25 protein-coding genes and 1 tRNA gene are annotated in these 21,554 nt (G+C 64.2%); 21 read left to right on the top strand and 5 right to left on the bottom strand.

Annotated elements, in window-relative coordinates:
- Window positions 1–314: 314 nt before the first annotated feature.
- Genes B0I32_RS59060 through B0I32_RS32780 form a run of 4 tightly spaced genes read left to right on the top strand, consistent with a single transcriptional unit; the run spans window position 315 to window position 3,233 of the window.
- Window positions 315–734 (top strand): hypothetical protein, encoded by a 420-nt coding sequence (locus tag B0I32_RS59060; protein WP_219912113.1) that lies wholly within the window; start codon window positions 315–317, stop codon window positions 732–734.
- A 6-nt stretch (window positions 735–740) separates the two neighbouring features.
- A complete protein-coding gene (locus B0I32_RS59055) occupies window positions 741–1,253 on the top strand; it encodes an ABC-three component system protein (RefSeq protein WP_219912112.1) in 513 nt (170 codons plus the stop codon).
- The gene (locus B0I32_RS61480) at window positions 1,250–1,519 is read left to right on the top strand and encodes an ABC-three component system middle component 6 (RefSeq protein WP_106246361.1); all 270 of its coding nucleotides are present in this window, start codon (window positions 1,250–1,252) and stop codon (window positions 1,517–1,519) included. The genes B0I32_RS59055 and B0I32_RS61480 overlap by 4 nt, the downstream gene beginning before the upstream one ends.
- Entirely contained in the window at window positions 1,494–3,233 is a 1,740-nt protein-coding gene (locus B0I32_RS32780) for an ABC-three component system protein (protein ID WP_106246360.1), read from the top strand. Before B0I32_RS61480 ends, B0I32_RS32780 begins: the two co-directional genes overlap by 26 nt.
- Before the next feature lie 255 nt (window positions 3,234–3,488).
- Here B0I32_RS32780 and B0I32_RS32775 read toward each other — a convergent pair whose 3' ends face one another.
- Window positions 3,489–3,944 (bottom strand): GntR family transcriptional regulator, encoded by a 456-nt coding sequence (locus B0I32_RS32775; protein ID WP_161714625.1) that lies wholly within the window; start codon window positions 3,942–3,944, stop codon window positions 3,489–3,491.
- A gap of 138 nt (window positions 3,945–4,082) precedes the next feature.
- Between B0I32_RS32775 and B0I32_RS32770 the strand changes: the two genes are divergently transcribed.
- The 5 genes from B0I32_RS32770 (at window position 4,083) to B0I32_RS32755 (ending at window position 6,530) form a co-directional block, all read left to right on the top strand.
- Window positions 4,083–4,355, top strand: coding sequence for a hypothetical protein (locus B0I32_RS32770; protein WP_106246356.1), 273 nt, complete (start codon window positions 4,083–4,085; stop codon window positions 4,353–4,355).
- Window positions 4,339–4,650: a hypothetical protein gene (locus B0I32_RS56705; protein WP_146178391.1), complete on the top strand. Its 312-nt coding sequence runs from the start codon at window positions 4,339–4,341 to the stop codon at window positions 4,648–4,650. The genes B0I32_RS32770 and B0I32_RS56705 overlap by 17 nt, the downstream gene beginning before the upstream one ends.
- 286 nt (window positions 4,651–4,936) lie before the next feature.
- Window positions 4,937–5,629 carry a GntR family transcriptional regulator gene (locus tag B0I32_RS32765; RefSeq protein WP_106246355.1) on the top strand — a complete coding sequence of 231 codons (693 nt, stop codon included), beginning with the start codon at window positions 4,937–4,939 and terminating at the stop codon, window positions 5,627–5,629.
- On the top strand, window positions 5,626–6,006 hold the full coding sequence (locus B0I32_RS60215; RefSeq protein WP_245956182.1) for a hypothetical protein: 381 nt from the start codon (window positions 5,626–5,628) through the stop codon (window positions 6,004–6,006). The genes B0I32_RS32765 and B0I32_RS60215 overlap by 4 nt, the downstream gene beginning before the upstream one ends.
- On the top strand, window positions 5,928–6,530 hold the full coding sequence (locus tag B0I32_RS32755) for a phosphotransferase family protein (protein WP_245956181.1): 603 nt from the start codon (window positions 5,928–5,930) through the stop codon (window positions 6,528–6,530). The genes B0I32_RS60215 and B0I32_RS32755 overlap by 79 nt, the downstream gene beginning before the upstream one ends.
- Window positions 6,531–6,758: 228 nt before the next feature.
- Here B0I32_RS32755 and B0I32_RS32750 read toward each other — a convergent pair whose 3' ends face one another.
- Window positions 6,759–8,045, bottom strand: a complete 1,287-nt coding sequence (locus B0I32_RS32750) for a Shedu anti-phage system protein SduA domain-containing protein (RefSeq protein WP_219912111.1) — start codon at window positions 8,043–8,045, stop codon at window positions 6,759–6,761.
- 423 nt (window positions 8,046–8,468) lie between these two features.
- On the bottom strand, window positions 8,469–9,806 hold the full coding sequence (locus B0I32_RS32745) for an NsdA family TPR-like regulatory protein (RefSeq protein WP_483870147.1): 1,338 nt from the start codon (window positions 9,804–9,806) through the stop codon (window positions 8,469–8,471).
- 357 nt (window positions 9,807–10,163) lie between these two features.
- Between B0I32_RS32745 and B0I32_RS57995 the strand changes: the two genes are divergently transcribed.
- The 12 genes from B0I32_RS57995 to B0I32_RS32690 all read left to right on the top strand — a co-directional run bounded on the left by B0I32_RS57995 (window position 10,164) and on the right by B0I32_RS32690 (window position 20,022).
- Entirely contained in the window at window positions 10,164–10,331 is a 168-nt protein-coding gene (locus tag B0I32_RS57995; protein ID WP_161714624.1) for a hypothetical protein, read from the top strand.
- 21 nt (window positions 10,332–10,352) lie between these two features.
- Window positions 10,353–10,682 (top strand): WhiB family transcriptional regulator, encoded by a 330-nt coding sequence (locus tag B0I32_RS32740; RefSeq protein WP_106246346.1) that lies wholly within the window; start codon window positions 10,353–10,355, stop codon window positions 10,680–10,682.
- A gap of 1 nt (window position 10,683) precedes the next feature.
- A complete protein-coding gene (locus B0I32_RS32735; protein WP_106246344.1) occupies window positions 10,684–11,046 on the top strand; it encodes a hypothetical protein in 363 nt (120 codons plus the stop codon).
- Window positions 11,043–11,990, top strand: a complete 948-nt coding sequence (locus tag B0I32_RS32730; protein ID WP_106246342.1) for a DUF2637 domain-containing protein — start codon at window positions 11,043–11,045, stop codon at window positions 11,988–11,990. The genes B0I32_RS32735 and B0I32_RS32730 overlap by 4 nt, the downstream gene beginning before the upstream one ends.
- Complete coding sequence (locus B0I32_RS32725) at window positions 11,990–12,316, top strand: hypothetical protein (RefSeq protein ID WP_106246340.1); 327 nt, start codon at window positions 11,990–11,992, stop codon at window positions 12,314–12,316. Before B0I32_RS32730 ends, B0I32_RS32725 begins: the two co-directional genes overlap by 1 nt.
- Window positions 12,313–14,493, top strand: a complete 2,181-nt coding sequence (locus B0I32_RS32720) for an FtsK/SpoIIIE domain-containing protein (protein WP_106246338.1) — start codon at window positions 12,313–12,315, stop codon at window positions 14,491–14,493. Before B0I32_RS32725 ends, B0I32_RS32720 begins: the two co-directional genes overlap by 4 nt.
- 140 nt (window positions 14,494–14,633) lie before the next feature.
- Window positions 14,634–14,846 carry a hypothetical protein gene (locus tag B0I32_RS32715; RefSeq protein WP_106246336.1) on the top strand — a complete coding sequence of 71 codons (213 nt, stop codon included), beginning with the start codon at window positions 14,634–14,636 and terminating at the stop codon, window positions 14,844–14,846.
- Window positions 14,846–15,754, top strand: coding sequence for a bifunctional DNA primase/polymerase (locus tag B0I32_RS32710; protein WP_245956170.1), 909 nt, complete (start codon window positions 14,846–14,848; stop codon window positions 15,752–15,754). Before B0I32_RS32715 ends, B0I32_RS32710 begins: the two co-directional genes overlap by 1 nt.
- Window positions 15,751–17,301, top strand: a complete 1,551-nt coding sequence (locus B0I32_RS32705; RefSeq protein ID WP_106246334.1) for a YfjI family protein — start codon at window positions 15,751–15,753, stop codon at window positions 17,299–17,301. The genes B0I32_RS32710 and B0I32_RS32705 overlap by 4 nt, the downstream gene beginning before the upstream one ends.
- Window positions 17,302–17,315: 14 nt before the next feature.
- Window positions 17,316–17,513, top strand: a complete 198-nt coding sequence (locus B0I32_RS32700) for a helix-turn-helix transcriptional regulator (RefSeq protein WP_106246333.1) — start codon at window positions 17,316–17,318, stop codon at window positions 17,511–17,513.
- Window positions 17,513–18,898, top strand: a complete 1,386-nt coding sequence (locus tag B0I32_RS32695; RefSeq protein ID WP_106246331.1) for a tyrosine-type recombinase/integrase — start codon at window positions 17,513–17,515, stop codon at window positions 18,896–18,898. Before B0I32_RS32700 ends, B0I32_RS32695 begins: the two co-directional genes overlap by 1 nt.
- A 155-nt stretch (window positions 18,899–19,053) precedes the next feature.
- Window positions 19,054–20,022, top strand: a complete 969-nt coding sequence (locus B0I32_RS32690; protein WP_181308004.1) for a toll/interleukin-1 receptor domain-containing protein — start codon at window positions 19,054–19,056, stop codon at window positions 20,020–20,022.
- 107 nt (window positions 20,023–20,129) lie between these two features.
- Here the strand turns inward: B0I32_RS32690 and B0I32_RS32685 are convergent, their stop codons facing one another.
- Both B0I32_RS32685 and B0I32_RS32680 read right to left on the bottom strand, forming a co-directional pair.
- Window positions 20,130–20,876: a hypothetical protein gene (locus B0I32_RS32685; protein ID WP_146178387.1), complete on the bottom strand. Its 747-nt coding sequence runs from the start codon at window positions 20,874–20,876 to the stop codon at window positions 20,130–20,132.
- Between the two features lie 341 nt (window positions 20,877–21,217).
- A tRNA-Tyr gene (locus B0I32_RS32680) sits at window positions 21,218–21,299 on the bottom strand.
- Between the last annotated feature and the right edge of the window lie 255 nt (window positions 21,300–21,554).

Here is a 21,554-nt window from a genome sequence, read left to right as displayed (position 1 = left end):
GCCAACCTCGCGCGTGAGGGCGCATCGGAAACGCAGCACACCCGGCCAAGGCCGTTCGCCCAATCCGCCTTCAGCCATCCACCATGCCGTGGTCTGATCCGCCACCACCAGGCGAAACAGCAACCGCTTCACCTGCTGATCCTTGCTAGAAGAGCTCATGAGTGAACAAGTAAGAACCTTGCTGACGTCCTCCTGACCGACGGAGAGCATACGCGACAGACCAGCGTACCGGGACAGACTAGCGATTACTAGTTGAAACGTTGATCCAAAACTGTACGATAGCCAATGTAAGGACGATCGGTCGAGGAGGCGCGGTGCTGTTCGAGCAGAGAGCATTCGCCAAGCTGAGCTTCTTACACAAGTTGCCAGACTTATACGAAAACGCGTTCGAGGATTTTTTTCATAACCTTATGGCAGCCCGCTATACAGACTATGTCGATGTTAGAACACATGGAAATATCGGCGATCAGGGCGGCGACGGCCTCAGCCTCCACAACCGCAGACTGTACGCCGTCTATGCCCCACAGGTCTTCGATGTCTACAAAATTAAGAGTAAGTTCTCATCGGACCTGAAAAAGGCCAAAGCGAAACGCAACGGTCAGTTCGACACCTTCGTGTTCGTACATAATGATTATCGTGGAACCCATCCTGACATGGCGTCCATAATTGCCATCGCTGCACGAGACCATGCGCCGCTGAAGTTTGATCACATGGGCCGAAGGCGCTTATGGTAGGAAATCATGAAGTTGAGTCTCGACCAAATCGAGGATTTACTTGGCTGCGTTGTTCCGGTACATGAGCGAACGTATGGGGTCGGCTTAGAGGATTTAGCCGAGCTCCTTAGCCATCTTCGTGAAAAGCGACGCGCCGCCGACCCCATGATGGACCTGCAGGAGGTCAGCGGCCTGAAGCTCGACTACAACGGGCTCGATGGCGAGAGTCGGGAAGATCTCGTAAAAGCCATGAAGTACACATACCTCGTAGAGGAGTACTTCGCAGGGCTCATCAACCCGCATGAGGTAGACGAGATTGCAGCCGGCTTCTCGATGTATTACCGTCAAACGCGTGATCTTTTGGACGATCCAGAAGATATCCTTTGGCATCTAGAACAGTATGTTCTCGGCAACGCCCGCCAACACCCACAAGTGCATCGTGCCGCCTGGGTTATACTCGCGTACTTCTTTGAGAGATGCGATATATTCGAGCAGCCTTCACCTGACTGGCTGCCAGCAACTCCAGGGATCGCGAAGTGATCACGCCCACAAAAGGGATCGCCCCCGATCGCGCACTGCTGGCTGTCGGCGCCCAGATTCTGCAGCAAATCGACGGGCCCACATCAGTTAGCCAGGCATGGTACAAACTCCGGGCATGGAGACTAGAGAATAGCCACCCTGCGCCTATATCTTTCAGCTGGTTCACACTATCCCTGGATGTTCTGTACGCAATGGGTCTGATCGAAGCCCGAGATGGCCTCCTGGTTACTAGGAGGGTAGATGCTTCGGAAGCTAACAGCCGATGACTCCCGCTTCAAGACACTTGTTTTTAGCCCGGGACTCAATATCGTTGTGGCAGACACCACCTCCGTCTCAGCTGCTACAGACAGCCGTAACAGTGCCGGGAAGTCCAGCATAATTGAGTTGCTCCACTTCCTTCTAGGAGCGCGACCAGACAAGCACCTAGCAACCAAAAAGGCTCTGCGTGGCATTCGTTTTGGTTTGCACCTAGATTGGCCGGGCGTTCCTGACACCCTGCGCGTAACCCGCACGGGAACAAATCAGAACATGGTAGAGCTTGATCACGACGTCACTACTGGGACACAGGGGCAACTCAACTTTGGTAGCACCGATATCCCTCTGTCGGAGTGGAATCAGCTTATCGAAGCGGCGTTGTTCGGCCTAAAAGATGAACATGACGGCATAAGCGGACGAAACCTTCTATCGTACTATATTCGCCGAGTAAGCTCTCATGCCTTCAACGAACCGATTCGCACCCATGCCCGCCAAACTGAAGCTGTTGCGGCGAGCAACTTGGCTTACTTGCTTGGTTTGGACTGGCGACTCGCTACACGCTATCGCGAAATCTCGGCGAGAGAAGCTACGAGAACTCAGTTGAGGAAAGCTGTCAACGACCCGGTATGGGGACGCATTGTTGGCAACACAGCGGAACTCCGCGGTCAAATTACAGTTGCTGAGGCGCGGATCACCCGGTTGCGAGAGCAGATAGACAGCTTCCGGGTCGTTCCTGAGTATGAGAACTTGAAGCAACGTGCGGACACCATAGCTAAAGAGATTCGGCGACTCACAAACGAAGATGCAGTGGACCGCCGAAATCTACAGGACCTCGAGTCGGCTATCCGCGAAACAACCGAAGTCGACGTCGATTATGTAGAACGCGTCTACCAGGAACTGGGCGTTGCGCTCTCCAACCAGGTTCGACGCCGTTTCGAAGATGTCCGTTCTTTTCATGAATCCGTCGTACGCAATCGCCATCGGTATCTGAGTGACGAAATATCTATAGTGCAACAGAATCTCGAAGAACGAAAAGTTCAGAGAGAACGTCTAGGGGATGAACAGGCACAGATTCTGCGACAACTCGACGAAGGGGGAGCGCTTGAGGCGCTTACAGTGCTCCAGCGCGTGTACGCACAGGAACAAGCGTCTCTAGACGCTCTGAGGAATCGGTTGGCAGCAGCACAAGCTCTAGAGGCGAGCGCTCGCCAGATAACCGCCATGCGAGTTCAGATTGAGGACGAGATGGCGGCCGACCTGGAAGACCGAGCTACGCAAAGCAGTGAGGCCACCCTTCTTTTCGACCAGTTTGCAAAAAAGTTGTACGGCGAGCAACGAGCAGGCTACCTTGCGATTGAGGCCGGGCGAAACAGCTTGAAGATCACGCCTCGCATTGATGACGATGACAGTCGAGGCATTGGCAGCATGGTTATCTTTTGCTTCGACCTCACATTGGCAGTCATTGCTCGTCGTCACAACAGGGGCCCCGACTTCCTTGTCCATGATAGTCATCTTTTTGATGGTGTTGATGATCGACAGCTCAAGGCTGCCTTCGAACTCGCCGAGCAAGTCTCTCGCGAAGAGGGGTTGCAATACATTGCTACTATCAATAGCGATGATTTGGGGAAGGCGCAAAGACGTGGTTTCAACTCGAGTCCGTATGAGTTGACTACCCGACTCACTGATGCCTACGAAGACGGCGGCCTGTTCGGCTTCCGTTTCTGAGTCAGCATGAAACCGTACGCTTTTCCGGGCTGACGCGTCGAACAAACGCCAGGACTGTGCGTCAAGGTGAGAAAGGCCAGGGTCCACGTCGGTAGAGTCCTTCTCCGGCTGCTGACTCACAGCCTTCGCACAATCCGCAGATTATGCGCATGGAGGCGTCCCCGCAGGTCAACAGGCTCCCGAGGTTGTCTGTGCTGGCATGACGGGCTGCCAGCAGATTGCCGCAGTATTCGCAGAACCGCCGCCCGCCGCCCATCACTCGCCGGGCGGCTCATCCTCCACGACCAGCTCCACCCGATCCCCACGCAGCACCCTGCGATGCTTCCGCGGCCCCGGCACCACCTCGAACACCGGCACGCCCTCCGGCATCCCACCGAACTCCCGCAACTCAGCGGACGTAGCCAGCTCCCGCCGCTCGTCCGGCGTAGGCATGCGCGTAATGACCCGCGCTCCAGCCGGTACCGCGTACGGCTCGCGCTTCGGCTCAACGGCCACCATCGACCCCCGCTTGCGCACCGTGGTGATCCGCCCCTCGGCGCGGAGATGGGCCAGAGCCTCGCGTACGGTGTCGCGGCCCACCTCGTACATCTGTGAAAGCTGAGCTTCCGAGGGCAACCACGCTCCGGGCCGGTAGCGGCCGGCCGTGATGTCGTCGCGGATCGCAGCCGCGACCTGCCGGTAGACCGGCACCCCAGAGCTGTAGTCGATCACAACACACAAGTGTCACAGGGCTATATTCCCATGGGCCTTGTGGCCATGAGGCCCTACGGTTAACGTGGGCAAACACCTCGTCCAGCGAATTTTCTGGGAACCGACTATGAGAAATTAGGACGGAGGACGCAATCCCCCATGACCACCGCCCGCGAAGCGCTGTCCGACCCTGACCTGCGTGGCGCGTTCCGACGCTTCTACGTCTGGCGCGACCCCGACGGCCTCTGGCACGCCAAGCCACTCCCCAAGCTCACCGACGGAGAGATCGCCTACCAAATCCTCCCGGAGCTCGTCGCCGAGACCCCCATCCGGCTCGCCTACCGGTGCACCTGGCAGCGCAGCCGCCGCAAGGTCTACCGCTACCTGCAGAAGTACGAGGTAAGGAGCGCGGCCCTTGAGCCAGCCCCCTGAACCCCCACCGGTGCAGTGGGAGCCTTACCGGCGCCGCCCCCGCGACCGCATCCGCATCAGGGAGACCTCATGCTGCGGCGCCTACGAATGGGCCGCACAAGGCGGGCTCTTCCTCATCCTGCGCTCCGCCGCCCGACCAGGCCGCTACGAGGAGACAGGTAGAGGGCTCTACCGCCAGGCCCGCGAGGTCTGGGAAGCACTCCAGAACTACCACGCCCTCCAACACCAGTACGAGAAGGCCGCCAAACGCAAACGCCGCCCCCGCAGGTCACGCGGCGGCGAACAAGCCGCATAAGCCCCCGAGCAAACTGCGAGTTTCTGCGGCATAACGCGGATCTTCACCGGCGCGTACCCGGGCCACCCACCGTCCCGACCCATACGCACCCCGACGAGTTCTGCGGTTAACGCGGCCGTACCAACGCAAGATCGCAGCCCATCGCCACGCGGCAACAACCTGCTGCCGTCCCGCGTCCGGCACCCTCGCGACGGGAAAGGAACAGAGGGACGCAAGGCCGGTAAGCTCAACCGACCACGCGTGCCCGCCCTACCCTAGAGACACTGTGCCTCGGCGAGGGAGCGCGATGAGCAAGGCGACGGATGCCCCTACCTACGTTCGCATAGCCCAGGACCTCCGCAACCGCATACTCCAAGGCGATCCCCCCGCCGGCACCATGCTCCCCTCCGAAGCCACGCTCGCCCGCACGTACGGCGTCGCGCGAGGAACGGTCCGCCAGGCGGTGGCCGAGCTGGAACGCTCAGGGCTGGTGGCGAGCGAGGCCGGCCGGGGCCGGCGCGTCATGGGCAGCGACCCGGCGACGACCACCCGCACCGCCGCCACCCAGTACGAGGTCATCGCCGAAACCCTCCGCAAGCGCATCGACAGCGGAGATCTCGTCGTCGGCCAGCAGCTGCCCGGCGAGGCCGCCATCGCCGAGGACTTCGGGGTGTCGAAGGGCACCGCCCGCCAGGCGCTGCAGCTCCTGGCCGGCGAACGTCTCATCGCGGCCGTCCACGGCAAGGGCTGGTTCGTCGGCGGCCCCGAGCATGCCCAGACTCGAGCGGACGCGGTCGCCGACGAGCTCCGGCAGGACATCGCCACCGGCAACCTCGCCCCGGGATCCGTCCTGCCCGGCGAGAACGCACTAGCTCAAGAACGCGGCGTAGCCCGCGTCACCATCCGGCGCGCCTTTGCCCTCCTGGAAGCGGAAGGAGTCATCGAGAAGAGGCCCGGCATGGGCCGCGTCGTCAAAGCACGAGCTAAAGGTGACACGTGACTGTATCCCAGACGCCCTCGATCCCCTTCACCACCACCGAAGCGCTGGCGACCCTGCACGAGACCTGCGAAACCGCAGGACTGGCCAGCCAGGACGCCCGCCTGATCCGCCTCGGCGAGAACGCCCTGTACGTCCTCCCCACGCACCTGGTCGTGAGGATCGCCCGCAGCGTCGAGGTACTGGGCGACGTACGCAAGGAAGTAGCCGTCTCGGCATGGCTGAACAACTCCGGCATACCAGCGGCGCGAACAACGCCTCACTACCAACCCCTCATCGTAAGAGGCCACCCGGTCACGCTCTGGCACCTCATCCCCCACAGCGACTCCCCCCGACCCCCGACGACCTGGCCGGCGTCCTACGCGAACTCCACAGCCTGACCGTCCCCCCCGACCTGGGCCTGCCACCGTTGGACATCCTCAGCCGCGTCTCCGAACGCATCAACGCAGCGCCCGTCCTCACCGACGAGGACCGAGACTTTCTGCTGGCACGGCGGCACGAGCTGCAAAGCGCCTACGACGCCCTTACCTTCCCCCTCGCCGCCTGCGCGGTCCACGGCGACGCGCACAACGAGAACCTCATCAAAACCACCGGCGGGAACGTCCTGCTCATCGACTTCGAGCGCTTCGCCTTCGGCCCACCGGAAACGGACCTCGCCGTCACTGCCATCGAGCACACCATCGGCTGGGGAACACGAGCCGAATACGACCGGTTCACCGAACGGTACGGCTTCGACGTCCTGGCCTGGGAAGGCTACCCCGTGTTGAGAGACATCAATGAACTGAAGATGACGACCTGGCTCATGCAGAACGTCAGCGAGAACGAACCCATAGCGCATGAGTTCCGCAACCGCATGCACTCGCTACGGAACCCCGACATGCTACGCCGCTGGCGAGCTTTCTGAAAGGTCGATGTCCTTGCCAGGAGATCACCACCCAGCAGGAAACTACATGCAGGTCGGAGGCTCTGGCGTGGCGCTCGCTCGGGGTACTCGCGGCGGCCCGGCTCGAAGGGCACATCAGCCACACTCACGCGGGGCGCGCTGGAACAGTTCTGTGCGACCGCCAAGAGGTTCCCGGAGTTATACGGCACTCGCTGGTCGATGCTTATCGATCCCATTGGACTGCGGAGGTTACAACGGCTTAATGCCGGCGATTGCCTCCGCCCGAGCTAGCAACTCGTCAAAAGTTACAATTTCAGGCTCAATGATGTGGCGTCGAAACAGTTCGAATGAACGTAGCTTGTCTGCGTGCACCCCGCCCGACTGGCCCAATAAGCTGGACAATTGCCCGATGACTAGGTAAGATTTTGGGCGAATGAGATAGGTGTCTGCGCCAGGTATGTCGGCGCCGTCGTCATCGCGATCGTGAAGCTGCTCTCCAATACTTTGGATGGCGCGATATACTGTTCCTTGTAGTTGAACTATACCTCCAGCTAGATGTTCTGATGGCCCCCAGCACCCCGATCTATACTCCCTTTGCAACAGCGGCGTATCATGCGTCTTAATTTCGGCAAGAACCATCGACTTGATGACGCCACTCGTACGGAGTAGTGCATCGACTCTCTTTCCTGATCCGGCTACTGACGCCCCAGCAACAATCTGTTCGAGCTGGGTAGGATTCCAGGACGTAAGAAGTTGCCCGGCGAGTGATGCCCCAAGAATCCAAGGGTTTCGTTCGAAGAACTTTTGCCATACTAGCTCCTTCTTCCCGCTATCCGAGAGCCTGCTCGCTTCCTGCAGAAAATAATCGTCATCCTCAAGGTATCGGCGAAATATCCCCACTTGTTTGCGCCTATTTGCAAGCGCAATCACGTCAGATGCGGATTCGTCGTCGATAATGAGACTTCGCAGGGTCCGGGGGTCGTAATCGTAGAAGCGCGACAAAACCCTGCTAGAAAAATCATCATCAACTTCAAATGCTACTACTGGGCAGCTCAGAATGACCCTCGCAACATTGGCCGCAGTGTCCCGATCTAGCGTGGCCACTTGCTTCCGGAAGAAGTCGTACGCCCTCGTGATGCTCGTCGATGCGCTCATTGCATCCCGTCGTCCCTCGGTGATGGCATGGAGTGCCGCCCTGTCAGCTTCGAGGGGGATTATGTCGCAACCGATATCGACGAAGAGGTCTGGGAAGTGGTCTCGGATGGCACACAAGCCGACCATCGCAGTCATGAGGCGATTTTGACCATCGACAATGATCCAACGAGTACCATCAGAATCTTTCGGGCTTTGAAGAATCATGGTGCCCATAAAAGGACCCTGCATCTCAGAGAATGATTGTGAGTGGCTGGATAGATCTTCCCAGAAAAACTTTAGCTGCGACACCTCCCATGTATACCCCCGCCCATGTGGAGGTGTGATGTATTGCCTGCCGGCGCTCAAAAGAAACTGGATAGAGGTGCTTTGTGTAGTCAGCATGACAGGCCTTCCCTCTTTAATCATATCCATTCTGTCTGTTCGGCCGACGCTCGCGGATATAACCATATATATGGACGGCCCCATAACCATGTTTGCGATCACGAAAAATGTCCGACCACGAAACCTGCGAGTAGCCACATCGTCAGCATCAAAGCCTTACGATACCCAGAATATACCGGCCGGGCGGCGGGATTTGATCCGCAGTTCGGTCAGCAGTGTCTCGGTGATGTCGGCGGCTTCCCGGCGTGCGTGTTTCTCCGGGCGCCCGCCGGTGTCCGGTTCGGACGGTAACGTCGTGAAACTCCCACTGCGCGTCGGTCATATCCGAGGGGCAACGAGCCGGGTTATCGGGCCACCTCGGCAGCGTCAGCGCTGCTTGCCACGCTGCCACGCCGAAGTCGAATTATCTTCTCGTACACGCATTCAGTCGCTCTCCTGCGAGTACTTCCGGGCGACGACTGCGTTGAACTGCACCACCTGCCCATCGCCCGCGTACGCGTCCAGGTTTGCTTGCAGGTCCCTGATGTACCGGAGATAGCGCTCCGACTTGAGCGGCCCGGCGAGGTCGATGGCCTCCAGGGCAACGGTCGCGGCCTGCGAAGGTTCACCCATATGCACGTAGCTCGCCGCCTGGACCAGCCGGTCGAAGGCCAGCGTTCGCACGTACATCGGGTCGCACAGCCCCACCGCCTGGCCGACGAACTCCATCGCCTGGGACGGCTTGCGCAGATCGCGGTAACAGTGCGCGCCTTCGCTGGCCATTTCAGCAGCGTCGAAGTACCCGACCCAAGAGGGGTCATCGTTCACGTTGCGCTTGGCGAACCATTTATCGGCCTCAAGCAGCGCTCGTGCGGACGCAGTCTCATCGCCGTTCCCGGCGTGCGCACGGGCCTCCATGGCGTAGAACAGCGCCATAGGAGTCGCGGTGGACGCGTTACGGCAGCCTTCCTGCGCCGCACGCGCGAGCTGGATGGCCTGGTCGTAGCGGCCCAGGTAATTGGCCTGGTGGCTCATGTCGGCCAAGATCAGGCCGCCCAGCATACGGTCACCGGACACCTGGGCGAGGCGCAGCCCTTGCAGGAAATAGCGCTGCGCGAGCCCGTGCCGACCGAGGTCGTACGCCGTCCAGGCCACCAATTCCGTGATTTCGGCCGCCGCCGCGAACAACGCCCGCCCTACCGATTCACCGAATTTCCCATCGAGCAGGGGAACGACTTTCCGGTTGTAATACTGGACGAGCGCCGAACGCGCATGTCCGCCACCGAACTGAAAACCCATGTTCGCGAAGAGCTGGGTGGTGGCACGAATGGTCTCTACATCCCACGGGCCGACAGAAGGCCGCGCGTACTCCCGTACCGGCATCGGCTCCGGCCGCGACAGCAGCCACGCGATGAGGGACTCGTTCCAGGCGTCGGGCACGACCACCGACTGCAGCGCCACCGGATCATCGGCGAGGTCGCGCCGCGTCAGCCCCAGCAGCCGACTGCCCACGTCGGAGATGCCGCCGCCATGGGCCAAGGTGCGTTCCAGCGTCTCGGGAGTCACGACGCCGGCGAACCCGATGTCGTCCAGCGTGAACGTGACGCCGGCCTTCCTGCTGAGCGCCTCAGCGATGAACCGCGCGGTCGCCGGCCGCGGCCTCACGCCGTCGAGCCAGCGCTTCACATCCACATGCGTGCAACTCAGCGTTACGCCCTCTTCTTGGGCAATCTGCCGCACTCGTGAAGCAAGTCCCGAATTAGAGCAGTCCGCCCGCCGCATTGCATCAGCAAGCCCCACATTGGGCATTCGAGACATCTTCACCTCCGCATGTGATCGCCTCCGCAATCATGGCGCGAACACGGCGTCGGACGCCCGCTTTCCCAAGAAATCCCGGCCCGCGTTTCTCCTGGTCAGGGCTTGAATCACCCCCAAAAATCACCCCCTGTGCATTCAGTCCCGATCACGAGCACAGTGTTGCCGCAGCGCCCGGCGCGGAACTCTTAGATCAGCAAGACCGGCTGAGCCGAGGACCGCAGGACTCCGACACGAACCGTCCCTAGGACTTGACTCTCCGTAGCTGTACATGTTCTATGTCTGTTAGTACCTGCTCTGCAGGTCAGAACCGAGAGGCTCAACATGCTCGTCCGTCCGCGCAAGGTGCTCCCGACCGTCATCACGATCTGCCTCGCCCTCTACGCCCTGAAGGACCCGGAGGGCGCGGCGACCGTCGTCAAGGCGGCGGCGCATCTGCTCGTGAGCGCTACCGAGTCGGTCACCCGGTTCATCCAGACCGTCAGCAACTGAAACCCAGAAAGAGACCCGACAGTGGCCTACACCCAGAACCGTCCGCTCCACCCGGCGCGCATGTCGCTCGCCGACCTCGAAACCCTCTGGCAGAGCGGCGACGAGACGCCGCTCCCCGAGTGCACCTACGACCCGGAACTGCACACCGGCCCGCGCCTCACCATCGAGAGCGCCGAGGAGCGCGCCGCCCGCGAGGCCGTGGCCCGCGACGTGTGCTCCACCTGCCCGGCCCTTCGGCTCTGCGAGCTGTACGCGCGGCAGGCCCGTCCGACCTCGGGCATCTGGGCCGGCCGCACGTCCGCCGAGCTGACCACCCACACCACCGCATCGGAAGACCTGGAGGTGGCCTGACATGGCCCGCCGCACCCGCACCCGCCTCTGGGACCCGTCCGGCCGCCGGTTCGGCATCCCCACCCACCCGAGGAAGAAGGTCCCGCCGCACCTGCGCACGCTGCGCCAGCTCGCCGCCGAGGGGCTCCGGCCGGGCGACCAGGGACCGCAGGCGCAGGTCCTGTGGTGCTCCCGCGTTCCCGGCCCGCCTCGGGTTCGAGCCGCCTACCTGTACGACGTGCGCCTCGCCATGCCGAAGCGCACCCCAGGCCGGCGCACCCGGACGGCGGCGCCCAAGGGCCGTACGTGCCCCGAGTGCCTGACGCAGCCCATCGACCACCGCCTCGGCGTGTGCCCGGACTGTGCGGAGGAGGCAGCAGCATGACCAGCCCCGTACCAACGAAGATGAGGCGCCCGCTGACCGACGGCGAGCGCACCGCGATAGAGATCACCGCAATCGCCACTGGAGCGCTCGGCCTGCTCGGGTTCGTCAACAGCTTCGAGCGCGTCGCCACCGCGGCGGAGCCGTCGTTCGGATGGTTCGCCTGGACCGTTCCACTCGGCATAGACCTCGGCATCGCCGTGTTCTCCGCGCTAGACATCGTCCTGGCCCGGCTCGGCATGCGGCTGAGCTGGCTGCGGTTCATTCCGTGGGCGCTGACGGCCGCGACGGTCTACCTCAACGTGGCCGCCTACCTCAGCGCAGCCGACTGGTTCGCCGTCGTGGCCCACGCGCTGCTGCCGCTGCTGTGGGTGTTCGCCGTCGAGGTGGGCGCGCACGTCGTACGCAAGCACGCCGATCTGGCCAGGCCGGACCACATGGACGGCATCCGCCGCTCCCGCTGGCTGCTCGCCCCGCTGGCCACGGTCTTCCTCTGGCGCCGAATGGTGCTCTGGGAGATCCGCAGCTACCCGGAGGCGCTTGGGCAGGAGCGCGAACGCATCCTCGCCAAGACAGAGCTGCAGGACCGGTACGGCCGGCTATGGCGCTGGAGGGCGACCAGGCGCGAGCGCGCCCTGTACCGCCTCGGCGAACTCACACCCAAGCACCTGGAGATTCCACCGCCCGAACCGACGCGGGCCGCCCTGCCACCCGCACCGCCGAAGCACCGCAAGCGGCGTACGCGATCGACGCCCACGCCGAACGTAGGAGACCTCATGCCTCTGGGACGGCACATCGCCGCCAACCTGGCCGCACAAGGCCAGCCCCTGACCCGTGACCGCCTCCGCGACGCCATCCGCAACACCGGCCAGAGCATCTCCACCGACCGCGCGAGCGCGCTCCTGACCCGGCTCAAAGCGGAGGTACTGGAAGGAGAAGCCGCCTGATGGGCCTCACCATCACCGACACGCACATGACCTCGGACGCCTGCCCGAACACGGCCGAACTCCGCGAAGGCGGCTGGACGGTCACCGGCCGCCCGGGACGACTGTTCGACCACCACCAGGCCATCACCGCCATGCTGCTCGCCGAGCTGCTGGCCCTGACCGCACAGGCGGACGGACCGCACGTACCGACCGCTCACGAGAAGAAGCGGTCCGACCGCACCTCGACCGCTCAGACCGCCGACTGGGACGCGGCCTCATCCGCCAAGACAACGACCGCGCCCCAGCACTCCACCGCCCTTCAGACAGCAGAGGTTCCTTCATCATGACGCAGCCACCGGACGACCCCAACCACGACTCGAAAGACGATCAGCCGGACGACAAGGGCGCGGACATCGTCGACCTCAACGCCGCGCGGTCCGGCCGCCGGTCCGAGCCGGAGCCGCCCGTCCTTGAGGGCGAGGTGCTCAGGGTGGACCAGCCCGGTCCGTCCCGTACGGACTGGCGGGCCAGCCTGGAGCGCAAGGCGACCACCCGCCAGCCGATCATCCCACTGTGGCTGCGCTCCCGCGCGGAGGCCATCGAGACGTTGAGGTGGGCCGGCCTCCACTACGCGCACGTGGCCAGCTACCAGCTCGTTCGCACACCGCTCTACGCCGGACGGCTCGTCGCCCGCGCTCCGCTCGGCTTGGTCCGCCTGGTGAGCGGGTTCGTGCGGTGGACGTTCGACCTCAAAGGCGAGCCTGCGCGCATCGCCGCCGTCCGCAAGTCCGACTACGACGGGTACCTGAAGTTGAGCAGGCAACGCGACATCCGTGTCCGGGCGCGCGGCTGGATGACCGGGCTCATCCTGCTGGGGCTGCTGGTCCTGGCCGTCGTCACGGTCAATCAGCCCACCGCCGCCCAGTGGGGAATGCTCGCCGTGGCCGTGGCTCTGCTGGGCATCCTCGGCAAGCCCGCCGACCGGCCGCTGATCAACCGCGCGGTGATGGCGTCCGAGGTGGAGAAGCTCACCAGCGACATCGTGGTCCGCGCGCTGAGCGTGCTCGGCATCGCCGGCATCACGCAGGCCCTGTCCAAGAACCCGAAGGACGCCATCCGGTTCGTCGCCCCGATCACCCGGGACGGCCCCGGCTGGCGGGCCGACATCGACCTGCCGTACGGCGTCACCGTGGCCGACGTACTGGACAGGCGCAAGCAGCTCTCCGGTGCGCTGCGCCGCCCGCTGGGCTGCATCTGGCCCGAGGGCGACCCCTCCGTCCACGAGGGACGGCTGATCCTGTGGGTCGGTGACAAGGACCTGTCCAAGACGGTCGTACGGTCTCCGCTCAAGCGAGCCAGTTCGCACGACGTGTTCAAGGGCGTTCCGTTCGGCAACGACCCGCGCGGACGCCTGGTCACGGTGCCGCTGATCCAGCACAACGTGCTGATCGGCTCCCAGCCCGGCCAAGGCAAGACCTCATCCATTCGCGAGCTGGCCGCCGGCATCGTCCTCGACGCCACGGTGGAGGCGTGGTTCCACGAGCTCAAAGGCACCGGCGACCTGGACCCGTACGACAAGGTCTGCCACCGCTACGTCTCCGGCATCGAGGACGAGGCCATCGCCTACGCCGCCGACTCGCTCACCCTGCTGCGCAAGGAGGTCATGCGCCGCTCGGCCGCGCTCAAAGCGCTGCCCGCGGACCTGTGCCCGGACAAGCGCATCACCCGCCAGATCGCCGACAAGCGCTCGCTGGGCCTGCATCCGCTGGTGTGCATCATCGACGAGTGCCAGAACTTGTTCGCCCATCCTGAGTACGGCGACAAGGCAGGCGATGACGCCGAGTTCATCATCAAGCTGGGCCGCGCCCTGGGCGTCGTCCTGATCCTGGCCACCCAGCGCCCGGACCGGGACAGCCTGCCCACCGGCATCTCCGCGAACGTCTCCATCCGCTTCTGCCTGCGGGTGGCCGGCCAGTTGGAGAACGACATGATCCTCGGCACCTCGGCGTACAAGAACGGCATCCGCGCCACGGTGTTCGTACCGGAGAAGGACGCCGGCACCGGGTACCTGGTCGGCGCGACGCCGATGCCCAAGGTGGTCAAGGCCGCGTACCTCAACACGCCGGAGACCCAGCTCATCGCCGACCGGGCGTACGCGCTGCGCAAGGCGCGTGGAACGCTCAGCGGCCACGCGCTCGGCGAAACGCCCGAGCAGGCCGCGCCCAGCTTCGACCTGCTGGCCGACATCCTCGCCGTGGTCCCGCCGTCCGAGGCCAAGGTCTGGAACGAGACCGTCGTGGATCGCCTGGCCGAGCTGCGGCCCGACGCCTACGGCGCGTGGGCGGCGCTTGAGGGCGGCGCGAAGACGGCCCAGCTCACCACCGCGCTCAAGCCGTACGGCGTGCGCACGATGCAGGTCTGGGGCACGCCGGAGAGCGGCGGCAAGGGCGCCAACCGCATCGGCATCGCCCGCGACGACATCACCACCGCCATCACTCAGCGCGACAAGGGAAAGGCGTCGTAGCCCTCGCCGATCGCCTCTAGACCTAGAGGCGCACCCCTCTAGGTCTAGAGGCTCCCCTAGAGCCCGAATCCCTGTTCTACCTGGGCTCTAGCGCCTAGAGCCCGACCTGCGAAAACCCTGGAAACGGCCCTGGAGGCCCCATGGACCACGCCATCGCCCTTCTCGCCACCTGCCTACCGTTCGTCACTCTCAGCTACATCATCGTGTGCCTCGCGTCGCCCTGGGGCCGCTGCACCCGCTGCCGCGACAGCCGCAGGAGCCGCACCTGCCGCGCCTGCGACGGCACCGGCAAGCGGCCCCGCCTCGGCTGGCAGCTCTACACCCACGTCCGCCGCCTGTACCGCGATCGCTGATGACCGCCCAGGAGACCCGCATGCGCGACCTCACCCGCTACGCCCTGGCCGCCGCAGCCCGCGGCTGGCACGTCTTCCCGCTCGCCCCGCACGACAAGCGCCCGCTACCCGGATTCACCGCATGGGAGACGCACGCCACCACCGACCCCGCCCTCATCCACGACATGTGGACGCGCGGCCCGTTCAACATCGGCATCGCCTGCGGCCCGTCCAACCTGGTCGTCCTCGATCTGGACGTCCCCAAACCCGACGAGCACCCGCCCGCCGCCTGGGCCCGGCCCGGCGTCAACGACGGCTCCGACGTCCTGGCCGTGCTCTGCGAGAAGGCAGGCCAGCCGCTGCCGCTGGAGACGTTCATGGTCCGCACCCGGCGCGGCGGCATCCACCTGTACTTCACCGCACCCACCGACCGCGACCTGCGTAACACCGCAGGAAAGCTCGGCTGGAAGATCGACACCCGCGCTCGGGGCGGCTACGTCGTCGCCCCCGGCAGCACCGTCACGCTGCCGGACGGCACCGGCTCCTACGACGTCCTGCACGACCCACCACCGGCCCCACTCCCTTCGTGGCTCGCCGACCACCTCACCACCCAGCCGTCAGTCAGCTCAGCGGGCGCGGTGCTGAACGCCTGCGGCGGAGACCGAGCCGCCGGCTATGCCCTGGCCGCGCTACGCGGAGAGATCCAACGCGTCCTGGACGCCGTCCCCGGCACCCGCAACACCATGCTCAACCTCGCCGCCTTCGCCCTCGGCCAGCTCATCGCCGCCGGCCTACTCCCGCGCGCCCTCGCCGAGGCGTGCCTGCTGAACGCCGCCGAAGCCACCGGCCTCGACCTGCGCGAAGCCTTCACCACCATCCGCTCCGGACTCGACAGCGGACACCGCCGACCCCGGAGGACAGCCGCTTGACCACCGCCACCACCGCTGAGGCCATCCTGAACACCTGCAACGCCACCCAACAGCTCACCGACCTGCACCACCCACCCACGCCCTGGGAGGCGCCCGCCCCACTCGGCCAGCGCGGCGACCTGCCGCCCTCCCCGGTCCACGCGCTCCCGGCCTGGGTCGCCGACCACATCAGCGCCGTCGCCGAGGAGACGCAGACCCCGACCGACCTGGCCGGCTGCGTCGCCCTGGCCGCCCTGTCCACCGCCGCAGGCGGACGCGCCGTGGTCAACGTGCGCGGCTCCTGGATCGAACCCGTCAACCTGTTCGTCCTGGTCGCCATGCCACCGGGCTCCCGCAAGTCCGCCGTCTTCCGCGCCATGACCGCACCGCTGACCCGTGCGGAGAACGTCCTGGTGGACCGCATCACGCCACAGATCACCGAGGCCGAAGTAGCCCGCCGCCTGGCCGTCGAAGTCGCTGAGAAGGCAGCACGAAGTGCAGGAACGGCACGCGGAGAGGCAGCACCGGAAGCCATCGCCGAGGCCCAGAGCGCCGCCCTGGCCGTGGAAGACATCAAGGTGCCCGTCAAGCCGCGCCTCATGGCCGACGACATCACCCCGGAGACGGCGGCAAGCCTTCTGGTCGAACAGGGCGGACGCCTGGCCGTCCTCTCGGCCGAGGGCGGCATCTTCGCCACCCTCGCCGGCCGTTACTCCGGCACGCCCAACCTCGACCTGTTCCTCAAAGGCCACGCCGGAGACCCACTCATCATCGACCGCCGAGGCCGCAGCGAACGCGCCGACAACGCCGCCCTGACCATGGGCCTGGCCGTACAGCCGGAGATCGTCTCGGACATCGCCACCATGCCCGGCTTCCGCGGCAAGGGCCTGCTCGGGCGCATCCTCTACAGCCTCCCGAAGTCCAACGTCGGCTACCGGCGCGTGGACTCAGCGCCCGTGCCCGAGCACATCACGAGCCGCTACGACGCCAACCTGCAACGCCTCACCATCGGCATGTACGAGTGGCACGACCCGGCTCGCCTCACCCTGACCACCGAGGCAGCCGAGGTCTTCACCGAGCACCGCCGCGCCACCGAACGCCGCCTGCGCCCGGACTCCGGCGACCTCGGCCACATCACCGACTGGGCCGGCAAGTTCGACGGCGCCGTCATGCGCATCGCCGGCCTCATCCACCTGGCCACCGACGTGGACTCCGCCTTCCGCCGTCCGATCACCACCGACACCGTCAACGCCGCCATCACCCTCGGCCAGTACTTCACCGCCCACGCCCTGGCCACCTTCGACGCCATGGGCGCCGACCCCGACCTCGAAGCCGCCCGCGTCGTCCACGCCTGGCTCCACCGCACTGGGACGGCCCGCTTCACCGTACGCGAAGCCTTCACCGCCCTACCCCGCAACCGCTTCCGCAAGGTCACCGAGCTAGAACCAGCCCTCGACCTCCTGGAACAACTCGGCTGGATCCGCCGAGAACCCGAACCACCCCGCACCGGTCCCGGCCGCCGCCCATCACCGGCCTACGCCGTCCACCCGACCCTGCGCTCCGCCTGACCGAGGAACCGCCCTTGAAGACAAACACCCGCACCGACGAAAAGCTCACCGTCGCCGAAGTCTGCGCCGAACTCAAGATCGCCCGCTCCACCTTCTACGACTGGCGCGCCAAGAAGCAGGGACCACGCTGCATCACCCTCGCCAACCGCGAACTCCGCATCCGCCGCTCTGAACTCGACCGCTGGCTCGCCGACCGAGAGGACGCCGCTTGATGCAGGAGATCACCTACGACGTGCGCATCCGCAGCATCGAGAAGCGCAAGAACGCCCAGGGCGCGGTCATCTCCTACCGGCTTTCGTGGAACGTGGACGGCGAAGTCTGGAAGGAGACTTTCAAGACGGCAGCGCAGGCAGACGCCTTTCGCGCCGAACTCATGACGGCAGCCCGTCGCGGCGAACCGTTCTCCGTCTCCACCGGACGGCCGACCTCCTGGCAGCGCGAGGTCGAGCAGCCGGAACCCATGAGGTGGTACGCCTTCACCCTGCGATACGTAGAGGCCAAATGGCCCTACGCGTCCCCGAACCACCGCCGGGGCATCGCCGAAGCTCTGACCGACGCCACCGAAGCCCTGCTCACCGATGCGCACCCGTTCCCGAGAGAAGCCCTACGCGCCGCCCTGCGCTGGTCGTACAGCAACCGCGTCAGGGACACCACCGAACCGCCCCCTGAGTTCGTGAACATAGTGCGCTGGCTGGAGAGCCACACCACTCCACTCGCCGCTCTGACCGAGCACGGGTCAGGAGCCGTACTCACACGCCACGTACTGGCCCGCATCAGCCAGACCAAGCAAGGAAAGCCCGCCGCCGCGAACACCTCCAACCGCAAGCGCATGGTCCTGAACAACGCCATGGAGTACGCCCAGGAGATCGGCGAACTGTCGTCCAACCCGCTCAAGGCCGTCAAGTGGGCCAAGCAGCGCACCCTTACGACGGTGGACCCGCGCGTCGTCATCAACATCAGCCAAGCTCGCCGCTTCCTCAAGGCAGTGGAGAACCACAGCGAGCGAGGCCGACGCATGAAGGCGTTCTTCGGATGCATGTACTTCGCCGCACTCCGGCCCGAAGAGGTCGTAGACCTACGTCAGGAACACCTCGTCAGCCTTCCTGCGGACGGCTGGGGAGAGATGCGGCTCACCAACGCCGAGCCCCGCTCGGGCAGCCGCTGGACCAACAGCGGCAAGGTCAGGGAACGCCGGGAACTCAAGCACCGAGCCGTAGGCGAGATACGGCGAGTGCCCATCCACCCCGAGCTGTCCAACATGCTGATCGAGCACCTCAAGGAGTTCGGCGCCGGCCCCGGCGGACGCATCTTCATCGGCCCCCGCGGCGGCCTTATGACGGACCGCGCCTACCTCAAGGTCTTCCACGCAGCCAGAGCAGCAGCCTTCACACCGTCGGAGGCCGAGTCACCCCTGATGGAGGTCCCCTACGCCCTGCGCCATGCCGCCGTCTCCACATGGCTCAACGCCGGCGTCCCCGCACCCCAGGTAGCCGAATGGGCAGGCCACAGCGTTGACGTCCTGCTACGCGTCTACGCCAAATGCATCTACGGACAGCAGAGCGAGGCCATGCGCCGCATCTTCGATGCCACACACTAGATCCACAGGATCAAGCAGCAAGGATAAGGAGGTGATCAACAACTCACCCATGCGCTATGGATGCGGCCATATTCCGGCGAAGCTAGGAGCCGTCATAGGCAGGCGACAGGGTAGATGCCTTACGCCGACATACGAGGCACGGCATAATCGGGCAGGTGTTGGATCAGAACGATGACGTCGACGTTCCTGTCGCTTTTGTCTCTCATGCCAGCGAGGACAAATCCAGCTTCGCCGAACCGCTCGCCCATAATCTTGCCAGACTAGGTATCCAACCTTGGCTCGATAAGTGGGAGATCCGCCCCGGAGACAGCCTGGTACAGCGGCTCTTCGACGAAGGACTGGCCAGGGTGGATGCGGTTATCCTGATCACTTCCGAGTACTCGGTCACCAAACCATGGGTACGTGAAGAGCTCGACAGTGCGACTGTCCAGCGGATCACGCGTGGAACCCGGCTCATCCCGATTCGACTGGATACCGTGGAGATGCCTGCCCCGCTCCAGCATCTAGCTTGGCTGAACGCCGAACGCTCAGCGGAGGATGTGCGAGCGGCTGCCGAAAAGATCGCCGACACCATTCACGGACGCACGCTTCGCCCGACGGTTGCACCTCGCCCAGCGTACGTAGCGACCTCTCCGGACATTCCAGGCCTGAATTCGGCCGATTCCTTCGTACTGTCGGAGATCATCCGCAAGGCTCTCGACTTGGGACATTTGCCCATCCTCGATTGGGATGCGCTTGCCGGGCGCATCATGCAGGCTGGGCTATCTGAGGGCGCCCTTCTTGAGTCGATGCATGCGCTCGCTGAAGCCGATTACCTTGACGTTGAATTCCGAGGCCCGCAGGTCTTCACGGTGAAGCTCACCCGATTTGGCTTCGGCGCCGGTGTAGAGGCCCTCGTCCCCGACGTGCACGAGGCACACCGCAGGTGCATCGCGGCACTGGTCAACGGATCGAACGCAAGCATCGAGGTGGCCGAACTAGCTCAGCGGATCGACAGCCCTAAGCTGGTCGTACAGCAGCTTGTGCTCGACTTGCAGGACAAGAATCTGCTGAGTGTGACAAGAAGTCTCGTAGGAATGCGTGTCAACCGCATCAGTCCCACTCTTCGCCGCCTGCTGGACTAAACCCCGGTTGATGACGGCGAATAGCGCGCTCATTCCCGCAGGGCTAGCGGGGTGCCCTTCCGGTAGACACCAGCGAGTTTACGGCTACCCAACACCTGGTGACACCACTACATGTTGCCTTGGGCCCAGCGCAATTCGTTCACAACGTCCTGCAGATGGGCGACGGTGTCGGGAAGCCTCTGTAGGAAGGATGCTGCCTTCACCAATGCCGCCACAGTGTCATCGTCGGGTAAGTCGTCCACCACTGCGCACAGCACATCGACGAGATCGGCCGAGCTGTGAAGCTTTGTCGCCGCATCTACGAGACCAGGTAGCACGTCGGGAAGATGCTGAAGAGCGAGACTCGCCTGCGCAAGCATGGGGGCATAGTCCGCCAGGCTCATGAGGCGGGCAGAAGAACTGCTCAGCATGGTGATGAGGTCGGGATCAAGACCCACCGCGTTCAGCCGAGCTGCTGCCAGTTCGTCGATGAGGGTGCGTAGCAGCGCTGCGGCCTCTGCGTCGAATGCGGCGAACTCGTCCATCGCGAGTTTCATTCGCCCAGCGAGCACCTCGTTGGCCTCGATGAAGATGTCGCGAAGCCGCTCCTCAGTGATCCTTCCTAGACCTTCCAGGACCATCAGACCCGAGCCCTCCCGCCGGCGCTTCCACTCATGCAGCACCTGCGGCGGGTAGAGGTCTCGCCTACGCCCGTCGATCCTCCGGTGGTGTGGACGGCAGAGCAGGATGATGTTCGGGAAGTCATCCAGCTCTTCGGAGGTCAGGTTTTCATGCTCCCGAGGCCCGCCGGGATTGGCCGCGTAGATGTGGGCCTTCTCCACGTTGAGTTCCGGGATGCCGTCAATCATCTTCACGATTGGTTGGTCGCATGGAGGGTCGGGCCAATAGCACGTGCCCTGCGCCAACGCGTAGAGGGCGGCGAGAGTGCTGTCGGAGTAACTGCGTTGCCGTCCCAACGTGCTGGAGTCCTTTCGCGAGGGCTCTGTTGACGCTCCTTCTGACGGTAGACACACGCGCTGCGAAGGCCAGTGTCGTCGCAGACACATCCCCCGTGCCGCCGCCGACTCCATGATCGCTAGGGAACGTATAGGGAACGATCAACCGTAGAGCGCCGGTTCCAGCCGTAGACGGCCGGACACAACGTGAGAGGCCCGTCACCGCGTTTCCGCTGGTGACGGGCCTCTTCCCGCTGGTGTGGCAGGTGCAAGGTTCGAACTTGCGTAGGCTGAGCCGACGGTTTTACAGACCGCTCCCTTTGGCCACTCGGGCAACCTGCCGTGCCATCCGCTCTCGCGGCGACAGACAGAAGAATAGCGGACTTCGGGGGTGCACGTGACACCGGTTTGTCCCGCGCCAGATCCTGATCGCTTCGTGTCTTGGGGAGGGAGGGGTTGGAGGGCTCTCGCGCGGCCTTCGTCCCAAGAGGAGATCCGTTGTGGCCAGCGGTTGATCTCCGGGTTCGGGTGGGTCGGGGTGGTCGTGGGGGTCCGTGTGAGGTGGCGGTGCATGAGAGGTCTGGGGGCGATGGATTT

The organism is Nonomuraea fuscirosea (assembly GCF_003001935.1).
GTDB lineage: Bacteria > Actinomycetota > Actinomycetes > Streptosporangiales > Streptosporangiaceae > Nonomuraea > Nonomuraea fuscirosea.
Note: the sequence above shows the minus strand (reverse complement) of the source record. Positions and strands in the feature narration are given on the sequence as shown.